Annotated in this window: 18 protein-coding genes; 11 read left to right on the top strand and 7 right to left on the bottom strand. The window is 43.8% G+C overall.

What is annotated here, in order from left to right; genetic code table 11:
- The first annotated feature begins 521 nt into the window (after window positions 1-521).
- The gene (locus B0182_RS02460; RefSeq protein ID WP_078273432.1) at window positions 522-2,513 is read left to right on the top strand and encodes a BCCT family transporter; all 1,992 of its coding nucleotides are present in this window, start codon (window positions 522-524) and stop codon (window positions 2,511-2,513) included.
- Window positions 2,514-2,621: 108 nt separating this feature from the next.
- On the opposite strand, the gene B0182_RS15080 is transcribed toward B0182_RS02460, so the two are convergent.
- From B0182_RS15080 to B0182_RS02450, 5 genes are read right to left on the bottom strand one after another with little or no spacing between them, the layout of a single operon-like run.
- Complete coding sequence (locus B0182_RS15080) at window positions 2,622-2,747, bottom strand: hypothetical protein (RefSeq protein WP_264675969.1); 126 nt, start codon at window positions 2,745-2,747, stop codon at window positions 2,622-2,624.
- On the bottom strand, window positions 2,708-2,917 hold the full coding sequence (locus tag B0182_RS13800) for a hypothetical protein (protein ID WP_112741823.1): 210 nt from the start codon (window positions 2,915-2,917) through the stop codon (window positions 2,708-2,710). Before B0182_RS13800 ends, B0182_RS15080 begins: the two co-directional genes overlap by 40 nt.
- Before the next feature lie 39 nt (window positions 2,918-2,956).
- Window positions 2,957-3,340 carry an alpha/beta hydrolase fold domain-containing protein gene (locus B0182_RS02455; RefSeq protein ID WP_420873728.1) on the bottom strand — a complete coding sequence of 128 codons (384 nt, stop codon included), beginning with the start codon at window positions 3,338-3,340 and terminating at the stop codon, window positions 2,957-2,959.
- A complete protein-coding gene (locus tag B0182_RS15305; protein WP_420873727.1) occupies window positions 3,255-3,437 on the bottom strand; it encodes an alpha/beta hydrolase in 183 nt (60 codons plus the stop codon). Before B0182_RS15305 ends, B0182_RS02455 begins: the two co-directional genes overlap by 86 nt.
- A complete protein-coding gene (locus B0182_RS02450; protein ID WP_078273430.1) occupies window positions 3,367-3,648 on the bottom strand; it encodes a hypothetical protein in 282 nt (93 codons plus the stop codon). The genes B0182_RS15305 and B0182_RS02450 overlap by 71 nt, the downstream gene beginning before the upstream one ends.
- 165 nt (window positions 3,649-3,813) lie before the next feature.
- Between B0182_RS02450 and B0182_RS14745 the strand changes: the two genes are divergently transcribed.
- From B0182_RS14745 to B0182_RS02435, 5 genes are read left to right on the top strand one after another with little or no spacing between them, the layout of a single operon-like run.
- On the top strand, window positions 3,814-4,002 hold the full coding sequence (locus B0182_RS14745) for a hypothetical protein (RefSeq protein ID WP_244893632.1): 189 nt from the start codon (window positions 3,814-3,816) through the stop codon (window positions 4,000-4,002).
- Window positions 3,984-5,930 (top strand): DEAD/DEAH box helicase, encoded by a 1,947-nt coding sequence (locus B0182_RS02445; protein ID WP_244893633.1) that lies wholly within the window; start codon window positions 3,984-3,986, stop codon window positions 5,928-5,930. The genes B0182_RS14745 and B0182_RS02445 overlap by 19 nt, the downstream gene beginning before the upstream one ends.
- A 3-nt stretch (window positions 5,931-5,933) precedes the next feature.
- Window positions 5,934-7,172 carry a DNA-processing protein DprA gene (locus tag B0182_RS02440; protein WP_078273429.1) on the top strand — a complete coding sequence of 413 codons (1,239 nt, stop codon included), beginning with the start codon at window positions 5,934-5,936 and terminating at the stop codon, window positions 7,170-7,172.
- A 29-nt stretch (window positions 7,173-7,201) separates the two neighbouring features.
- Window positions 7,202-7,396, top strand: coding sequence for a helix-turn-helix domain-containing protein (locus B0182_RS14505; protein ID WP_208624071.1), 195 nt, complete (start codon window positions 7,202-7,204; stop codon window positions 7,394-7,396).
- Entirely contained in the window at window positions 7,342-8,037 is a 696-nt protein-coding gene (locus B0182_RS02435) for a substrate binding domain-containing protein (RefSeq protein WP_169836091.1), read from the top strand. The genes B0182_RS14505 and B0182_RS02435 overlap by 55 nt, the downstream gene beginning before the upstream one ends.
- A gap of 52 nt (window positions 8,038-8,089) precedes the next feature.
- Here B0182_RS02435 and B0182_RS02430 read toward each other — a convergent pair whose 3' ends face one another.
- On the bottom strand, window positions 8,090-8,428 hold the full coding sequence (locus tag B0182_RS02430; RefSeq protein ID WP_244893631.1) for an isochorismatase family protein: 339 nt from the start codon (window positions 8,426-8,428) through the stop codon (window positions 8,090-8,092).
- A complete protein-coding gene (locus tag B0182_RS14175) occupies window positions 8,428-8,589 on the bottom strand; it encodes a hypothetical protein (protein ID WP_158079600.1) in 162 nt (53 codons plus the stop codon). Before B0182_RS14175 ends, B0182_RS02430 begins: the two co-directional genes overlap by 1 nt.
- Before the next feature lie 159 nt (window positions 8,590-8,748).
- Between B0182_RS14175 and B0182_RS02425 the strand changes: the two genes are divergently transcribed.
- The 5 genes from B0182_RS02425 (at window position 8,749) to proC (ending at window position 14,893) form a co-directional block, all read left to right on the top strand.
- Complete coding sequence (locus B0182_RS02425) at window positions 8,749-9,012, top strand: hypothetical protein (RefSeq protein ID WP_078273427.1); 264 nt, start codon at window positions 8,749-8,751, stop codon at window positions 9,010-9,012.
- A gap of 572 nt (window positions 9,013-9,584) precedes the next feature.
- Window positions 9,585-10,541 (top strand): GlxA family transcriptional regulator, encoded by a 957-nt coding sequence (locus B0182_RS02420; protein ID WP_078273426.1) that lies wholly within the window; start codon window positions 9,585-9,587, stop codon window positions 10,539-10,541.
- An 85-nt stretch (window positions 10,542-10,626) separates the two neighbouring features.
- Window positions 10,627-12,519, top strand: a complete 1,893-nt coding sequence (gene parE / locus B0182_RS02415; protein WP_078273425.1) for a DNA topoisomerase IV subunit B — start codon at window positions 10,627-10,629, stop codon at window positions 12,517-12,519.
- Window position 12,520: 1 nt separating this feature from the next.
- Window positions 12,521-13,975 carry a tRNA lysidine(34) synthetase TilS gene (gene tilS, locus B0182_RS02410; RefSeq protein ID WP_078273424.1) on the top strand — a complete coding sequence of 485 codons (1,455 nt, stop codon included), beginning with the start codon at window positions 12,521-12,523 and terminating at the stop codon, window positions 13,973-13,975.
- A 75-nt stretch (window positions 13,976-14,050) separates the two neighbouring features.
- Entirely contained in the window at window positions 14,051-14,893 is an 843-nt protein-coding gene (proC, locus tag B0182_RS02405; protein WP_078273423.1) for a pyrroline-5-carboxylate reductase, read from the top strand.
- Window positions 14,894-15,241: the final 348 nt, after the last annotated feature.

Below are 15,241 nucleotides of genomic sequence, written 5' to 3'. Positions count from 1 at the left end.
GATGAGCTATTAGACGCTCACGCCACCCAAGCATTTTTTAAAAGTTGTGGGGCGGACGTTGTCGCCCAAGACGGGGGCGATCATAGAATGAGTGATTATAAAGAGCAGGTGGGACGTGTTGTGGGGTGGGTACAAGCACACCAATCCAAATAAACCGCTCGCAACAGGAGTTCTTGTATTTACAGCCTGCCTAAATTACAAACTGCTTGGCAGGCTTGTCATGTATGCTTTTGACGCACATTTGCCATCCTTCCCTTGACAATACCTACCTATACCAGCACACTTTTTAAAGATGTTTATTGACACCATAAAAAGCCTGCAAAACCCCAACCAAATTTTATTTTTTGGCTAAATTATGTTACAATCCTTTGAATATTAACAAATTTGTGCAAATGTTGCTCAAAATTAACCCCATTGGTGCAATCAAATATGAATAGGATTGGTGTGTTTATCAATCGTTTTTAATCATTTAGGCGTTTATCCATATTTTATTGCACTACCATTGACAATAGGAGTGTAATATGAGTACGCCTGTACCCAAAAAACACAAGCACGGACTAAATCCGCCTGTGTTCTTGACATCGGCAGAGCTGATTGCCTTTATCAGTTTGTTTGCCATTTTATTGCCTGAACTTGCAGACAAGACCTTTAAGGCGGTGCAATCAGCGATTGTGAATAATGCCAGTTGGTACTATGTGCTGACGGTGGCGATTATTTTGCTGTTTAGCGTGTATTTGGGCTTATCCAAACTCGGTAACATCAAGCTTGGCCCTGACCATTCTCGCCCTGATTATAGTAATTTTTCGTGGTTTGCCATGCTGTTTTCGGCAGGTATGGGCATTGGACTGATGTTCTTTGGTGTGGCAGAACCTGTCATGCACTTTTTAAATCCGCCACACGGAGACGGTAGCACGGTGGACGCTGCTCGCCAAGCCATGCGACTGACCTTTTTCCATTGGGGCTTGCACGCTTGGGCGGTGTATGCGGTGGTGGCTCTGATTTTGGCGTTTTTTGCCTATCGGCATAACCTGCCCTTGACGTTGCGTTCGGCATTATATCCGCTTATCGGTGATAAGATTTTTGGCCCTATCGGTCATGCGGTGGACGTGTTTGCGGTGGTGGGGACGCTGTTTGGTTTGGCGACTTCCCTAGGTTATGGGGCGTTGCAGGTCAATACGGGGCTTAATCATATATTCTCGTTCATCCCTGTGGGGACAGCAAGCCAAGTGGTGCTGATTGCCATCATCTGTGCGTTGGCGACTGTCTCGGTGATGTCGGGACTGGATAAGGGCGTAAAAATGCTATCCGAGCTTAATCTAGGCTTGGCAGTGGTTCTACTGCTCTTTGTGCTATTGGGCGGCTCTACCGTATTTTTGCTCCAAGCGTACGTGCAAAATGTCGGCTCGTACATCTCAAACATTGTTGGCTTGACCTTTAACCTATATGCCTATGACAAGACCGATTGGTTTGGCGGTTGGACGATTTTGTATTGGGGTTGGTGGCTTAGTTGGGCTCCGTTTGTCGGTCTATTTATCGCTCGTGTGTCTCGTGGACGTACCATTCGTGAGTTTGTGCTTGGGGTGCTATTTGTCCCTGCTGGCTTTACGTTTTTGTGGATGACGGTGTTTGGCAACTCCGCCATTGACATGATTTTAAATCAAGGCAACACCATGCTCGGCGAAGTTATTAACAAAGACGTATCGCTGTCCTTATTTGCCTTTTTAGAAGAGTTTCCCATGTCGGGGCTGTTTAGCTATGTTGCCCTTGCCATGATTATCGTGTTTTTTATCACGTCTGCCGACTCTGGGGCACTCGTCATGGATATGCTTTGCTCGCACGGCAAAGGCAGTCGTGGGGTGCGTTATCGTCTGTTTTGGTCAGTCGGGTCAGGCGTGGTGGCGATTGCTTTGCTACTGGCAGGCGGTCTTGGGGCGTTGCAAACCATGGCAATCGCCAGTGCCTTACCCTTTGTAACAGTGCTGATGATTGCGATGTATGGGCTGTTAAAGGCTCTGAACGTGGACGCCCAAAAGCAAGAAATCCTACAACAAAACCTAAGCGTGCCACTACCTGCTCAAGGCGGTGGCGTATGGCGTGAAAGACTGCACGTCATCATGAACTTCCCAAGTCGCTCTGCGGTGAGCCGTTTTATTGACACCACCGTCAAAGAGGCGTGTGAAGATGTGGCAAAAGAGCTACGGGGCTTGGGCGTGGACGCTAAGGTCTTAAATGAAAAATCAGGCAGTGTGGTGCTACTTGCCAATCACGGCAGTGAGATTGACTTTGTCTATAAGGTACGCCTGTCAAGCCATGCACAGCCTGACTTTGTCCATAGCGATGACGACACAGGTACCACAAACGATGACGACACCCAGACCTACTACCGTGCCGAAGTGCATTTGGGCGAAGGCGGACAAGACTATGATATCATGGGGTGGAGCAGTGAAGGGGTCATCAATGATATCGTAAGCCAATATCATCGCCATATGCACTTTTTGCATAGTTTGCGTTAAGGTGGTATTTAAAAGTGTTTTTAAAATGCCGTCCAAGTGAGAATTGAACCCCACCCCAAAGCTCGCCACTCACACACTAACCTTTGGGGTGCTTTCTCTTTCAATTCATCACAAATAGGTTTTTAAAAACGCCAACACTTTTTCTTGATAGGCGGGTGTTGTCCAAAATTTGGGCGTGGCGTGTCCTTCGCCTTCTAGGATAACCAGTTCGCTAGGAATTTGATATGCTTGCATTTTTTCAAATAGCGAACCGATTGTTCGTGAGCCACCACACAATCATTGTTGCCGTGAAACATTAAAGTCGGTGGCGTGTCTTTGGAAACCCGATAAATGGGGCTTAATGCGGTGGCTTTTTTGATAAAGGCAGGCGAGCCGTATTTTTCGCCAACGGCATAGGCACTCAAATCAAAATCTTAGGGAATGTCGGCTTGTATCACATTTGCCTAATTTGTCGCTTCGCATTGGGGCTGGGCTTTGGTGGTGGCGGTCATATTGACAAAATCGGCAGAACCATCATAGGGCAAGCTCGCCTTAATGTGTTTGCCCTGCGTTACGGCAAGCCATTGTGCCAAATGTCCGCCCGCACTTTCGCCCATTACCGTAATGCGATTGCTTTCCAAGCCGTATTGTTTGCTATTTTTACGCACAAATTCAAAGGCTTTTGTTACATTATTGCTGATTTCGTCAAGCAAGGCATCGGGCAAAAAGCGATAACCCACCGACACCACCGCATAACCATTGTCAAGCAGGCGTTTTATCATTTCTTCTACATTTTTTGTGCGAACCGCCCATGACTTCCAGTTTGTCGCCTGTGATAAATCCGCCACCGTGAAGGTACAACACGACAGGGACATTACCCCGATGATTTTTGGGTAAATAAATGTCCATTTTTTTGGCGTTCGTTGATGTTGTCATAAGCGACATTGGCATAGCTGATGTGATTGAGTTTATTGGCAGTTGCCATTTGCTTTGTGTGCTGGGTGCTTGCCTTGCTGTTGGCTCTGATGGCTTGGTCTATGGCGGTGTTGGCACTTTGGGTGGTGGTTTGGCTTGATGGGGTGATTTGGCAAGCAGACAGTGCCAATGCCAAAGCGGAAAAGGTCAGGGCAATGGTGGTGGTTTTGAATTTTTTCATAATATTTCTCTTTGGTTTTAATGGAATGGGCATATTATAAAATTTTAGACTTGATAAAAGCATGGCGGTTTTTGGAAAGTTGGTTTTTAAAAATGGAAAGTTGGCATTTGAAAAAATTGTCAAAAAAAATCTATAATATTCAAAATCCCAACCAAGGAATAAAATATGATACATTTTAATCCAGGTCGTGCTCTTGAGTTATTAAGACAAGGTTCAAACAATCCAAATGCTCAATTTCGTGATGGACAAGAGGAGGCAATTGCTCATCTTGTTACCAATACACAAAGACTGTTAGTGGTACAAAAACAGGTTGGGGAAAAAGTTTTGTCTATTTTATTGCAACAAAATTATTAAGAGAATCAGGTGCTGGCATTACGCTACTTATTTCGCCATTATTGGCGTTAATGCGTAACCAAATTGCGGCAGCAAAAAGAATGGGCTTAAGAGCGGTAAGTATCAATTCGGAAAATACCGATGATTGGAAGCAAATAGAACAAGAGATTATTTCAGGTCGGGTGAATATCGTCTTAATCTCACCTGAACGATTGGCAAATCAGAACTTTATCAATAATGTTTTGAGTCAAATTGCTGGGAATATTGGTTTATTGGTTATTGATGAAGCACACTGTATTTCAGATTGGGGGCACGATTTTCGCCCTGATTATCGCCTAATTGAACGAATTATTAAATACTTACCGCCCAATTTGCGTGTTTTAGCAACCACAGCAACCGCCAATCAGCGTGTAATGGACGACCTTATTGCCATTTTAGGACCCAATATTGAAGTTTCAAGAGGAGACTTAAATCGTCCGTCATTAACCTTACAGACCATTAAATTGCCTAGTCAAATTGAGCGTTTGGCGTGGCTGGCTGAACAACTCCCTCATTTACAAGGTAGTGGCATTATTTATACTTTAACAGTAAGAGACGCCAATCAAGTTACTGACTGGCTGAAATTACAAGGTTTTGATGTAGAAGCCTATACAGGCGAAGGTGGCGATAAAAGGATTGAACTGGAAGATAAGTTACTCAACAATCAAGTCAAAGCATTGGTTGCCACAACTGCTTTGGGAATGGGGTATGATAAACCTGATTTGGGATTTGTCATCCATTATCAAATGCCAAATTCTGTTGTTGCTTATTATCAACAAGTTGGACGAGCAGGAAGAGCATTATCACACGCTTATGGTGTATTATTGAGCGGTATAGAAGATGATGAAATCAGTGCGTTTTTTATTGACAGTGCTTTCCCAAAGCAAAATGAAGTCGATCAAATTTTAAATGTCTTGCAACAATCACCAAATGGATTATCATTAAATGTCTTGCAACAATCACCAAATGGATTATCATTAAATGAATTGCAAAATAAAATCAATTTAAGTCAAGGTAGAATTAGCAAAGCATTAAAAATCTTATCATTAGAATCACCAGCACCTTTGGTTAACCAAGGTACGAAATGGCAATTAACTTCCGCCACATTATCTAGTGATTTTTGGCAAAGGGTTAATCGCCTTACAGAATTAAGAAAAAATGAACATCAACAAATGAAAAATTATGTTGATTTACCATTTGGTCAGCATATGGCATTTTTGGTAAATGCACTTGATGGTGATACACAGCAAATTATACCCCCTCAATTACCGCCATTACCAACTTTTATTCACCCAACTTTCGTTCAACAAGCCAGTTATTTTTTGCACAGAAGCAATGTGATTATTGAACCTAGAAAGAAATGGGCAACAGGCGGTTCAACACAATTTTCGCAAAAAGGCAATATCAATCCAGATTTTCAAGCGGAAGAAGGGCGTGCATTATCCATTTGGGGCGATGCTGGCTGGGGTAAATTGGTCAGACAAGGAAAGTATCAAGACAATCATTTTTCAGATGAATTGGTGAATGCCTGTTGTGAAATGATTGAACGTTGGCAACCCAATCCAAAACCAACTTGGGTAACTTGCGTACCGTCTTTGAGGCACCCTGCATTGGTGCCTGATTTTGCTGAGCGGTTGGCAATGAAATTGGGGTTGCCATTTATGCCAGTAATCCAAAAAATCAAAGAAACTGAGCCACAAAAAATGATGCAAAATAGCCATATGCAAGCCCATAATTTAGATGGCGTATTTCAGTTGAGTGATAATCCATTGTCAGAACCCGTTTTGTTGATTGATGATATGGTGGATTCTCGCTGGACTTTAACCATATGTAGCTACCTTTTAAAATCTAATGGTAGTGGTGCAGTATTCCCACTTGTACTTTCTCAAACCAGCAATCAAGGTGAATAAGAAATGTTTGTTTCAGATAATACCAAGGCTATTTTGCTTTTAACCGCACCACTATTATTGGGAAAAAGTCAAAATGATGTGAAATTATTAAGCAATAAAGAATATCATCAGTTGGCTGTTTATTTAAAAAATCATCATAAACAGCCTGCGGATTTACTGGGTGAAGAGTTAAGTAATATTTTAGCTGATTATGGAAAATTAGAATATGAGCGAATCCAGCAATTATTACAAAGAGGTTTTTTATTAAGCCAAACTCTTGATTATTGGTATTCTCGTAATATTTGGGTCATCAGTCGTGCAGATAAAACTTATCCAAGTCGTTTGAAAACTCGTTTAGGGGAGCAAGCTCCGCCGATATTATATGGTTGTGGCGATGTTAATTTGCTCAATTTAGGTGGGATAGCGATTGTAGGCTCTCGCAATATTGACAATGAATTGATTGCTTATACGCAAAATATTGCTCACTTAGCCGCACAATCTGGCAAAATGGTTATCTCTGGCGGAGCAAAAGGGGCGGATTTGACGGCAATGCAAGGAGCTTTACAGGTTGGCGGTGTTGTTTGTGGTGTATTGGCAGACAGTTTGGAGAAGGTGGCTTTGAATGCTACAAATCGCTCCGCATTACAAGAAAATCGTTTGGTACTGATTTCTGCGTGCGACCCTAAATCTCGTTTTATGGTCGGCAATGCAATGCAACGCAATAAATATATTTATGCACTTTCGGACATTGGTTTGGTTATTAATTCTGATTTAAATAAAGGGGGAACTTGGGCAGGTGCCGTTGAACAATTAGACAAATACAAGCAAATTCCGATTTATGTCCGTTCAACTGGTACTGAAAATGCAGGGTTAAATGCCTTGGTGAATAAAGGGGCATTGTGGTGGAGTAATCCAAGCAATACACAATTATTTTTAGATATTTTTAATGGTAATTTTGCAACAAATACGCCAAAACCACAAATACATTTACCCCCTAACGAAAAATCAATAACACAGACGAATTTTGATTTATCTCCAGAACAAGAGTTATTTTTATTGGTTAAAAAACTGATTGAACAAAATTTACAAGAACCCAAAAAAGAAAAAGAGCTGGCTGAATTATTAAATGTTTCTAGCTCCCAAATTAAATCTTGGCTTAATCGTTTGATTGATGAAAATATTATTGTTAAACAAGGTAAGCCAGTACAATATGTTTTGCAAAGTCAGACTCATAATTTAGACCTATTTCTACGAAACCAATAAACCTAAACGCCTTATCCCTATTTGTCTCCGTGATTAAACACGGCAGTCTCTCCAAAACGGCTGAAAAATTGGGCGTGCCGATTGCCACCATTAGCCGTCAAATTGCCGAGCTGGAAAAATCCTTACAAATCAACTCTTTGACCGCCAAAAATCAGGCGTTAAACCAACAATGGCGGCACAAAAACTCTATGAGGAAGTGGATTTGTCCATTGATAATTTGCTGAATGCCAAGCAAGTGTTGTTTGATGATGAGCAAAATTTAAAAGGCATTTTGCGGATTTCCGCACCACCCAAATGCGAACCTGTGCTGGCGTGGGTTAGCGAATTTGGGCAAAAATTCCCCAATGTGCAAATTCACGCCACGATGACTGAACGCATTTTGGATTTAAGTCTTGATGGCATTGACGTGGTGTTTAGGATTGGCAATTTGCACGGCGAGCATTTTATCGCCAAAAAAGTCGCCACGCTCGGCACAAAATGGGTAGCTCACCCCGAGTTATTGGCTCGTTTTGGTACGCCAAGCACCTTGAAAGAGCTGAAAAATTTCCCCATTGCCACTTGGGCAAAAAATGGCGAAAACGAAGTCGTCATTCAAATGAATAAAGAGAAAATCGCCTTGCCGTTTTTGTTTGCCAGCAATGATGCCTATGCGGTGGAATATATGGTTTTAGAGGGGCAGGCGATTGGGCAAATTTCTGATTGTACGGCAAATGAGTGGATAAAAGATAAGCGTGTGGTGGAAATTTTGCCAGAACTTAAAAAGCCTAATTATGATCTGTTTATGCTCTATGCTTCAAAGCGGTATCCATCTGCGATTGTGCGGGTGTTTGTGGAGTTTGTTTTGGGGAAAATTCAGGCAGCCTGAATATAAAAACACCGTTTAATTTCAAATATTAAACGGTGTTTTTTTATCAAATTTAAACCACTTCAATCCACGCTCTATCCGCCAACGCCCCAAGTGCGATTTGATGAATCAGCTCGGTCGGTGCGGTACAAAGGCTTGATAACACACGGATTTTATACTCTTTAGCAAGGGGAGAAAGTGCGGTGTGGGTTACGCAGTTTTGGGTCATAATGCCACAAATGTCCACTTTCTGGGTGCCGTTTTCTTGCAAGATTTCAAGCAAATTGGTGTTTAAAAAACTGTCGACGTGTCTCTTTTGCACCAAAGGCTTATCTGCCAAAATGCCCGCAACCGATGAATGCAGTTTTGCACCGTGTGAGCCTTCGGCAAACAGCGGATAATCTTTTGCCATTAAATGCTGAACGCCAATGACAAGCTCTCCGTTTTGCTCGGCAGTTTTGGCGTACCTGCGATGTTTTGGGCGATGGTGTCCACATTAAATTGGTCAAATTTGCCGCCTGCGGATGCAAAATATTCGTTTTGCACATCAATGATAAGTAGGGCGGTTTTCATAGGGTTTTCCTAGTTTGGCTAAATAATGGGCGTATTTTAATGATTTTTACCTTATGCTAAAATAGGCAATATTGCCAATCAACACAAGGATTTTGCCAAAATTTAAAATTTATGTTATGATTGATGCTGGTAAAATTTAGCTTTTAAAGCAGGTTTTTTATGAAAAATTTTAAAAATATGATTTTTAATAAATACGAACAACCTCAGTCAATATTGCTTTTGCCAAAAAAATATTCTCAGACCAAGAAAGCTGTTTATTATTATAAAAATAAAACATTGCAGTTAATTAACGATTTTTACGCAAACTTATTTTCTTTAAGGAATTTAGAAAAGAAATATTGGTTTTTGATACCAATTTTTTTATTTTTATTGTTTTATCAATTTTGGATTTTTATAAAAAACCACAAGAATTTAATAATATAAATTTTTATTCCATTATAATATACTTTATAACAATGATATTATATTTTTCAATTTTAAAATATAATGAGAAAAGTATTATAAATCATCATAATAAAAAATATTCTTGTGAGTTCTCTTCAATTTACGAAGTGAGAAATGACTGGATGATAAGAAATTTGGGTAAAAATTATGCAACTATTGAAACTTTAAAAAAAATTTGAAGATTGGAAAAAATATAGAGATGGCTATCCAACAATTTATAAATTTAATTGGAGGAAATTCACTTATCAAACTGATGCAAAACCAAGAATTATTGGATTGATTGTTGCATTTTTATCAATGTCAGCTGTTATGCTAATCAATTTACTAAAACCAGATAATCCAGAAGTTGTGTTTGCACAGTTAATTATAAATTTTTATTTTATCTCTATTTTTATGATTTTTATTGTTATATTTTTCTATATGACAATTTTTCTATTTGATATATTGCGATTTATAGTTAATTCATTTTTTTGATTTTATTTTTAAAAATGATTTCTCTGAAACAAAATACAAAACTTTTATGGCTTTTATTGTTAATCAAGTAGAAGTTAATGATAATGAATAAATGTACTCCCCCAACCCTAGTCCTTTACGCCCAAAACGGCTGTAACGATTTTGTCTTTAACATTCCCTTTTCGCTGTTTCAAGCCACTTATCAAGGGCAAAAGCTGTTTGATTTTGCGGTATGTAGCGACAATGGCAAGGCGATTTTAAGTGAATTTGGGACAAAAATTGCGGTAACTGGCGATTTGTCGCTATTGGACACGGCGGACATCATTGTTATTAGTGGCTTTGTGGGCGATGTGCCAAATGCCAAACTCTGCCAAAAACTGCAAATCGCCCACGCACAGGGCAAAAAAATCATCGGGCTGTGTTATGGCACTTTTGTGCTTGCTTTTGCTGATATTCTGCAGGGCAAAACGGTGGTTACCCATTGGGCAGGCGAGCGGGCATTTAAAGAAAAATTCCCGCATATTCAACTAGATAGCAATCGGCTTTATATTGATGACGGCAATATTTTGACCTCGGCAGGGGCGTTTGCGGGCTTGGATTGTTGCTTGTATTTTATTCGTACGCTGCATGGGGTGAAGGTTGCTAATGAACTTGCCAAACATTTGGTTTCCGCACCACACCGTGAAGGCGGGCAAGCCCAATTTAATGCCATCAGCCCGATTAGCCACGCCAAAGACGAAGAAATCAATGAGTTATTGCAATTTTTAAGCGACAATTTGGCGGACAATCATAAATTGGACGATTTGGCAAACAGGGTGCATTTGTCCAAAAGAAGTTTTAACCGCTATTTTAAAACCGCCACGCAAATGACTTTGAGCCAGTGGCTGACCGCCAAGCGTTTGGCAAAAGTGCAAGACTATTTGGAAAGCACGGATTTGTCGATTGAAATCATCGCAGATAAGACAGGTTTTGGCACGGCAAGCAATTTGCGAATGCAGTTTAAGGCTCGTTTTGGTGTCAGTCCGCAAAGTTTTAGGAAGAGTTTTGGGGGCTAGCTGACTGGTAAGAATTTTAATCATCAAATTTAAATATCTGCCAAAATCGGTTACAATACCCCTTTTTAACATTCATAAAAGCACAATGACCAACTACACCACCCAAAACCTAGAAGTCCTAGAAGGGCTAGAACCCGTCCGCCGTCGCCCTGGTATGTACACTGACACCACACGTCCCAACCACCTTGCGGCAGAAGTCATTGACAACTCGGTGGATGAAGCGTTGGCAGGACACGCCAAGCACATCACTGTTACCCTGCACGCTGACGGCTCGCTGTCGGTACTTGATGACGGACGGGGCATGCCTACCGACATTCACCCTGAATTTAATCAGTCGGGCGTGGAGCTTATCTTGACACGCCTGCACGCAGGGGGCAAATTTAGCACGGACAATTATGCCATCTCTGGCGGTCTGCATGGTGTGGGTATCAGCGTGGTCAATGCTTTATCCAAGCGTGTGGACGTGGTCGTGTGGCGAGACGGCACGCAGTATCAGATGAATTTTGAGAATGGCGTACCGACAACGCCCCTAACTCACGAGCCGTCCCCTAATAAGAAAAAACGTGGCACACAGGTGCGATTTTGGGTAGATGAGCAGTATTTTGACAATCCCAAATTCTCAATTAAATCGTTAAAACACAACCTAAAAGCCAAAGCCGTGCTGTCGGCAGGGCTAAAAATTGACTTTGTGAGTGAGCCCGAACCGTCCGACAGCGAAAGCTGGCAATACACAGATGGCGCGGTGCAGTATTTGACCGAGCAGCTTGGCGAGCTTGCCATTATCCCTGATAAGCCATTTTATTTTAGCCAAGAACCAACAGGGGGCGAACGTGGTGGGGCGACTTTTGCCATAGCGTGGCTACCCGAATCAGGCACGCCCATTTGCGAAAGCTATGTAAACCTTATCCCTACCGCACAAGGCGGTACGCACGTCAATGGGCTACGCACGGGCATTACGGACGCACTACGTGAGTTTTGTGAAATTCATAGCCTACTGCCCAGAAACGTCCGCCTAACTGCCGATGACGTGTGGGACGGGGTCAATTATATTTTGTCCTTAAAATTTGCCGAGCCACAGTTTAGCGGTCAAACCAAAGAACGCCTATCCAGCCGTGAAGCGTCCCCACTCGTGCAGACCCTTGCCAAAGACGCATTTAGTCTGTGGCTAAACGCCCACCCCGACACCGCCAAAGCCATAGCCGAGCTTGCCATCAGTAAAGCAGGCAAACGGCTCAAATCCGCCCAAAAAGTCGCCCGCAAAAAAATCACCCAAGGTCCTGCCTTACCAGGGAAACTAGCCGATTGTAAGGGCGAATTTAAGGACGGAGCGGAGCTGTTTTTGGTGGAGGGCGACAGTGCAGGCGGGTCAGCCAAACAAGCCCGAGACCGCCATTTTCAGGCGATACTGCCCCTGCGCGGCAAAATCCTAAACACATGGGAGGTTTCACACGATACCGTATTATCCAGCCAAGAGATACACGACATTGCCATTGCCATAGGGGTAGACCCAGCGTCTGATGACTTATCAGAATTACGCTATGACAAAATCTGTATTCTAGCGGACGCAGACAGTGATGGGCTGCACATTGCCACGCTAATTTGTGCGTTGTTTGTCAAGCATTTTCGTTCGCTTGTGGAAGCAGGGCATTTGTTTGTCGCCATGCCCCCACTGTATCGCATTGACATTGGCAAGGACGTGCATTATGCCTTGGACGATGATGAATTGAACGCCATCTTGAAAAAAACCAAGTCCAAAGGCAAGCCGCAAATCACCCGCTTTAAGGGCTTGGGCGAGATGAACCCCGACCATTTGCGTGAGACGACCATGAACCCTGATACTCGCCGTTTGGTACAGCTTGACATTGATGATTTTACTTCGACAAGTAGCGTTATGGACATGCTTTTGGCAAAGAAACGAGCGTCCGACCGCAAGGCGTGGCTAGAAAGTAAGGGTGATTTGGCGGATTTGGCGGTGTAAGATGACCGCTTGCCCCATTTTGTCCGCCTTGTCCGCCCTAAATGACGTGCCTTATCCTTTATATGTGGCGTGTAGTGGTGGGCGAGACTCGCTCGCTCTGGCGTATGGCTGTTATCTGTTGTATCAGCAGGGCAGATTGGACAGGCTACCCACGCTCCTGCACGTTCATCACGGCATACAACAGGCAAATGACGACTGGGCGAGACTGGTGGGAGCGTGGGCAGACGAGCATGGATTTGACTGGCAAATTTTGCCTTTAACGCTTGCCAAAAAAACCGAAACATCGGCACGCACCGCCCGTTATCAGGCACTCATGGGGGCGATGGTGGACGATGGCGTGCTATTGGTGGCGCACCATGCCGATGACCAAGCCGAGACGGTACTTATGCGACTCATCAACGGGGCAGGCGTGCAGGGCTTATCAGGCATGAGAGCATGGAGCACCAAAACCGTACAAGGGCGGACAATGAACCTACATCGCCCCTTGCTTGGCGTGTCTCGCCATGAGATTACCGCATTTGCCCACGCCCACGCCTTGCCCTATGTGGACGACCCGACCAATGAGACGACCGACAATGCTCGTAGTCTTATCCGTAACGACATCTTGCCACGCCTGACCGCCCTAAACGCAAAGGTTCGCCAAAACATCGCTCGCACCGCTCATCTGATGAATGACGCTCACGCACTCATCAGTGACACGGTGTTTGAGTTGGTTAAAAAATGCATCCTTGCCACGCCCCACACGCCTTTTGTGGGCTGTTTGGACATTCATGCGTTACGCCTGCTCTCAGCACATGAGCAGTCGGCGGTGGTGCGGTTTTTTGTGCAAGCGGATAATCCCCTACCGCCCAGTTATCAGACCGTCAGCGATACCCTAGCATTGACCGCTCGTACTGATGGCGACCATAGTACACAGATTCTTTGGCAAGGTGGTGATGGCGATGACGTGGGTGGTAATGGCAGGGCGGTGGTGCTGTGCCGTTATAAAAACACCCTGTACCGCTATCATCATGAGCTGTTTGTGTTATTACAAGATGAGATGAGCGATGACAAAATCGCCCTAAATTCATCTAAAATTATCCTAAAACAAAATACCAAACTTGCCATTTTTATGGATTTTCATGATGGTTTGTGTGAATTATTTGCGGATAAATCGGCTTATATTCAGTCTGTGAGCCGTGATGAGCGGCTGCGGATTTATGAGCCGTATGTGGATAAGGACGGCAAAACCCAAATCGGCTTTACCAAACTTGGCGGTAAAAAACTCTACCAGTGCCTAAGCGTTCCCACATGGCACCGTGCCAATCTGTGGGGGCTGTATGTTCATGATGAGATGGTACTTGTGATGAGCATGGATAAGTGGTGGCTGACTGACAGTGCTATGTTTTACGCCTTGCGTGGGGTGTTTGATGATGGGCGGTGGGGGCGGACGTTGCTTGTGGTGGATAGGACATGAAATTTTTGCACAATTAGGGCATTTCATGTAAAATGGCGGATTGGTTAGAATTTTAAAGGGCAGTGGCAGGGCAACATGACGGACTTTCACGCATTACAAAATAAAACAGTGATATTCATCGGTGGCGGTAACATGGCAGGAGCGATGATTGGGGGGTTATTGACCGCCAAAGATTGCCATGATTTGACCTTAACCGTTGGTGTATCAGACAAAAATGTCGACAAGCGAGAGCGGTTCGCCAGTCAAGGCGTATTAACCACCACGCCTGACACCGCCCATGAGTTGATAACAAAGGCGGACGTGGTAGTGCTTGCTATCAAGCCCCAAGTGCTGATGGACGTTGCCCCAAGCCTTGCCCCATATTTGGCGGACAAGCTCGTCTTGTCGGTGCTGGCAGGCGTGCCATGCGTGACACTCCAACGAGCCTTAGGCTGTGGGCGTGTGGTGCGTGCCATGCCAAACCTACCGTCTGCGGTGGGTGCAGGGGCGACAGGGCTGTATGCCGACAAGACGGCAAGCCCGTCCGATAAGGATGTGTGCGAAGCGGTCATGACAAGCTGTGGCTTGGCGGTATGGGTGGACGATGAGACCAAACTGCACGCTGTAACGGCGGTGGCGGGCTCTGCCCCTGCGTACTTTTTTTATGTGCTAGAACACATGACTGCCCAAGCGATAGAGATGGGACTCGTTGCCGATGATGCTCATCGTTTGGCGGTGCAGAGCATGATAGGGGCAGGACTACTTGCCAAAGATGGCGACCCACAGGCACTGCGTATGAGCGTAACATCAAAAGGCGGAACGACCGCACAGGCATTGGCTTCGTTGGAGCGTGATGACGTGGGCGGTGCGTTTGGGCGAGCGATGGTGGCGTGTTATGACAGAAGTGTGGAGCTGGGTGCGTTATTTGATGATAAATGATTGAAATTTATTGATAAATTAACCAAAACAGTGCGTATCACACCTTACAATTTATATTAATTTTAGGCTCTGGTTCAAAAAGTATGCTACAAAGAAAACCGTTCGTGGCGAGCTATGCCTGCCCATAACGGTTTTCCTACCCGCAGGCAGGCTCAGAGCGAACGGAAAACTAGTTCAGCATACTTTTTAGACTACTACCTAATTTTAAAAATAGTTACTCTAAAACTTAACCCCATAATGATTTACCCACATCATTTTAACAATGACCGATGATAGAAACTACCACTTATGAATGAACCGATTACCATTATTTTTAATGTCGTTGTCAATTTTGCCTTAATCATTTGT

The sequence above is a fragment of the Moraxella bovis genome, assembly GCF_002014975.1.
GTDB lineage: Bacteria > Pseudomonadota > Gammaproteobacteria > Pseudomonadales > Moraxellaceae > Moraxella > Moraxella bovis.
Note: the sequence above shows the minus strand (reverse complement) of the source record. Positions and strands in the feature narration are given on the sequence as shown.

What these genes read in the sequence shown, in the direction of transcription:
- B0182_RS02460 (WP_078273432.1), top strand. Translation starts at nt 522, where the DNA reads ATGAGTACGCCTGTACCCAAAAAACACAAGCACGGACTAAATCCGCCT.
- B0182_RS15080 (WP_264675969.1), bottom strand. Translation starts at nt 2,747, where the DNA reads ATGCAAGCATATCAAATTCCTAGCGAACTGGTTATCCTAGAAGGCGAA.
- B0182_RS15305 (WP_420873727.1), bottom strand. Translation starts at nt 3,437, where the DNA reads ATGTCGCTTATGACAACATCAACGAACGCCAAAAAAATGGACATTTAT.
- B0182_RS02450 (WP_078273430.1), bottom strand. Translation starts at nt 3,648, where the DNA reads ATGAAAAAATTCAAAACCACCACCATTGCCCTGACCTTTTCCGCTTTG.
- B0182_RS14745 (WP_244893632.1), top strand. Translation starts at nt 3,814, where the DNA reads ATGATACATTTTAATCCAGGTCGTGCTCTTGAGTTATTAAGACAAGGT.
- B0182_RS02440 (WP_078273429.1), top strand. Translation starts at nt 5,934, where the DNA reads ATGTTTGTTTCAGATAATACCAAGGCTATTTTGCTTTTAACCGCACCA.
- B0182_RS02435 (WP_169836091.1), top strand. Translation starts at nt 7,342, where the DNA reads ATGGCGGCACAAAAACTCTATGAGGAAGTGGATTTGTCCATTGATAAT.
- B0182_RS02430 (WP_244893631.1), bottom strand. Translation starts at nt 8,428, where the DNA reads ATGGCAAAAGATTATCCGCTGTTTGCCGAAGGCTCACACGGTGCAAAA.
- B0182_RS14175 (WP_158079600.1), bottom strand. Translation starts at nt 8,589, where the DNA reads ATGAAAACCGCCCTACTTATCATTGATGTGCAAAACGAATATTTTGCA.
- B0182_RS02425 (WP_078273427.1), top strand. Translation starts at nt 8,749, where the DNA reads ATGAAAAATTTTAAAAATATGATTTTTAATAAATACGAACAACCTCAG.
- B0182_RS02420 (WP_078273426.1), top strand. Translation starts at nt 9,585, where the DNA reads ATGATAATGAATAAATGTACTCCCCCAACCCTAGTCCTTTACGCCCAA.
- parE (WP_078273425.1), top strand. Translation starts at nt 10,627, where the DNA reads ATGACCAACTACACCACCCAAAACCTAGAAGTCCTAGAAGGGCTAGAA.
- tilS (WP_078273424.1), top strand. Translation starts at nt 12,521, where the DNA reads ATGACCGCTTGCCCCATTTTGTCCGCCTTGTCCGCCCTAAATGACGTG.
- proC (WP_078273423.1), top strand. Translation starts at nt 14,051, where the DNA reads ATGACGGACTTTCACGCATTACAAAATAAAACAGTGATATTCATCGGT.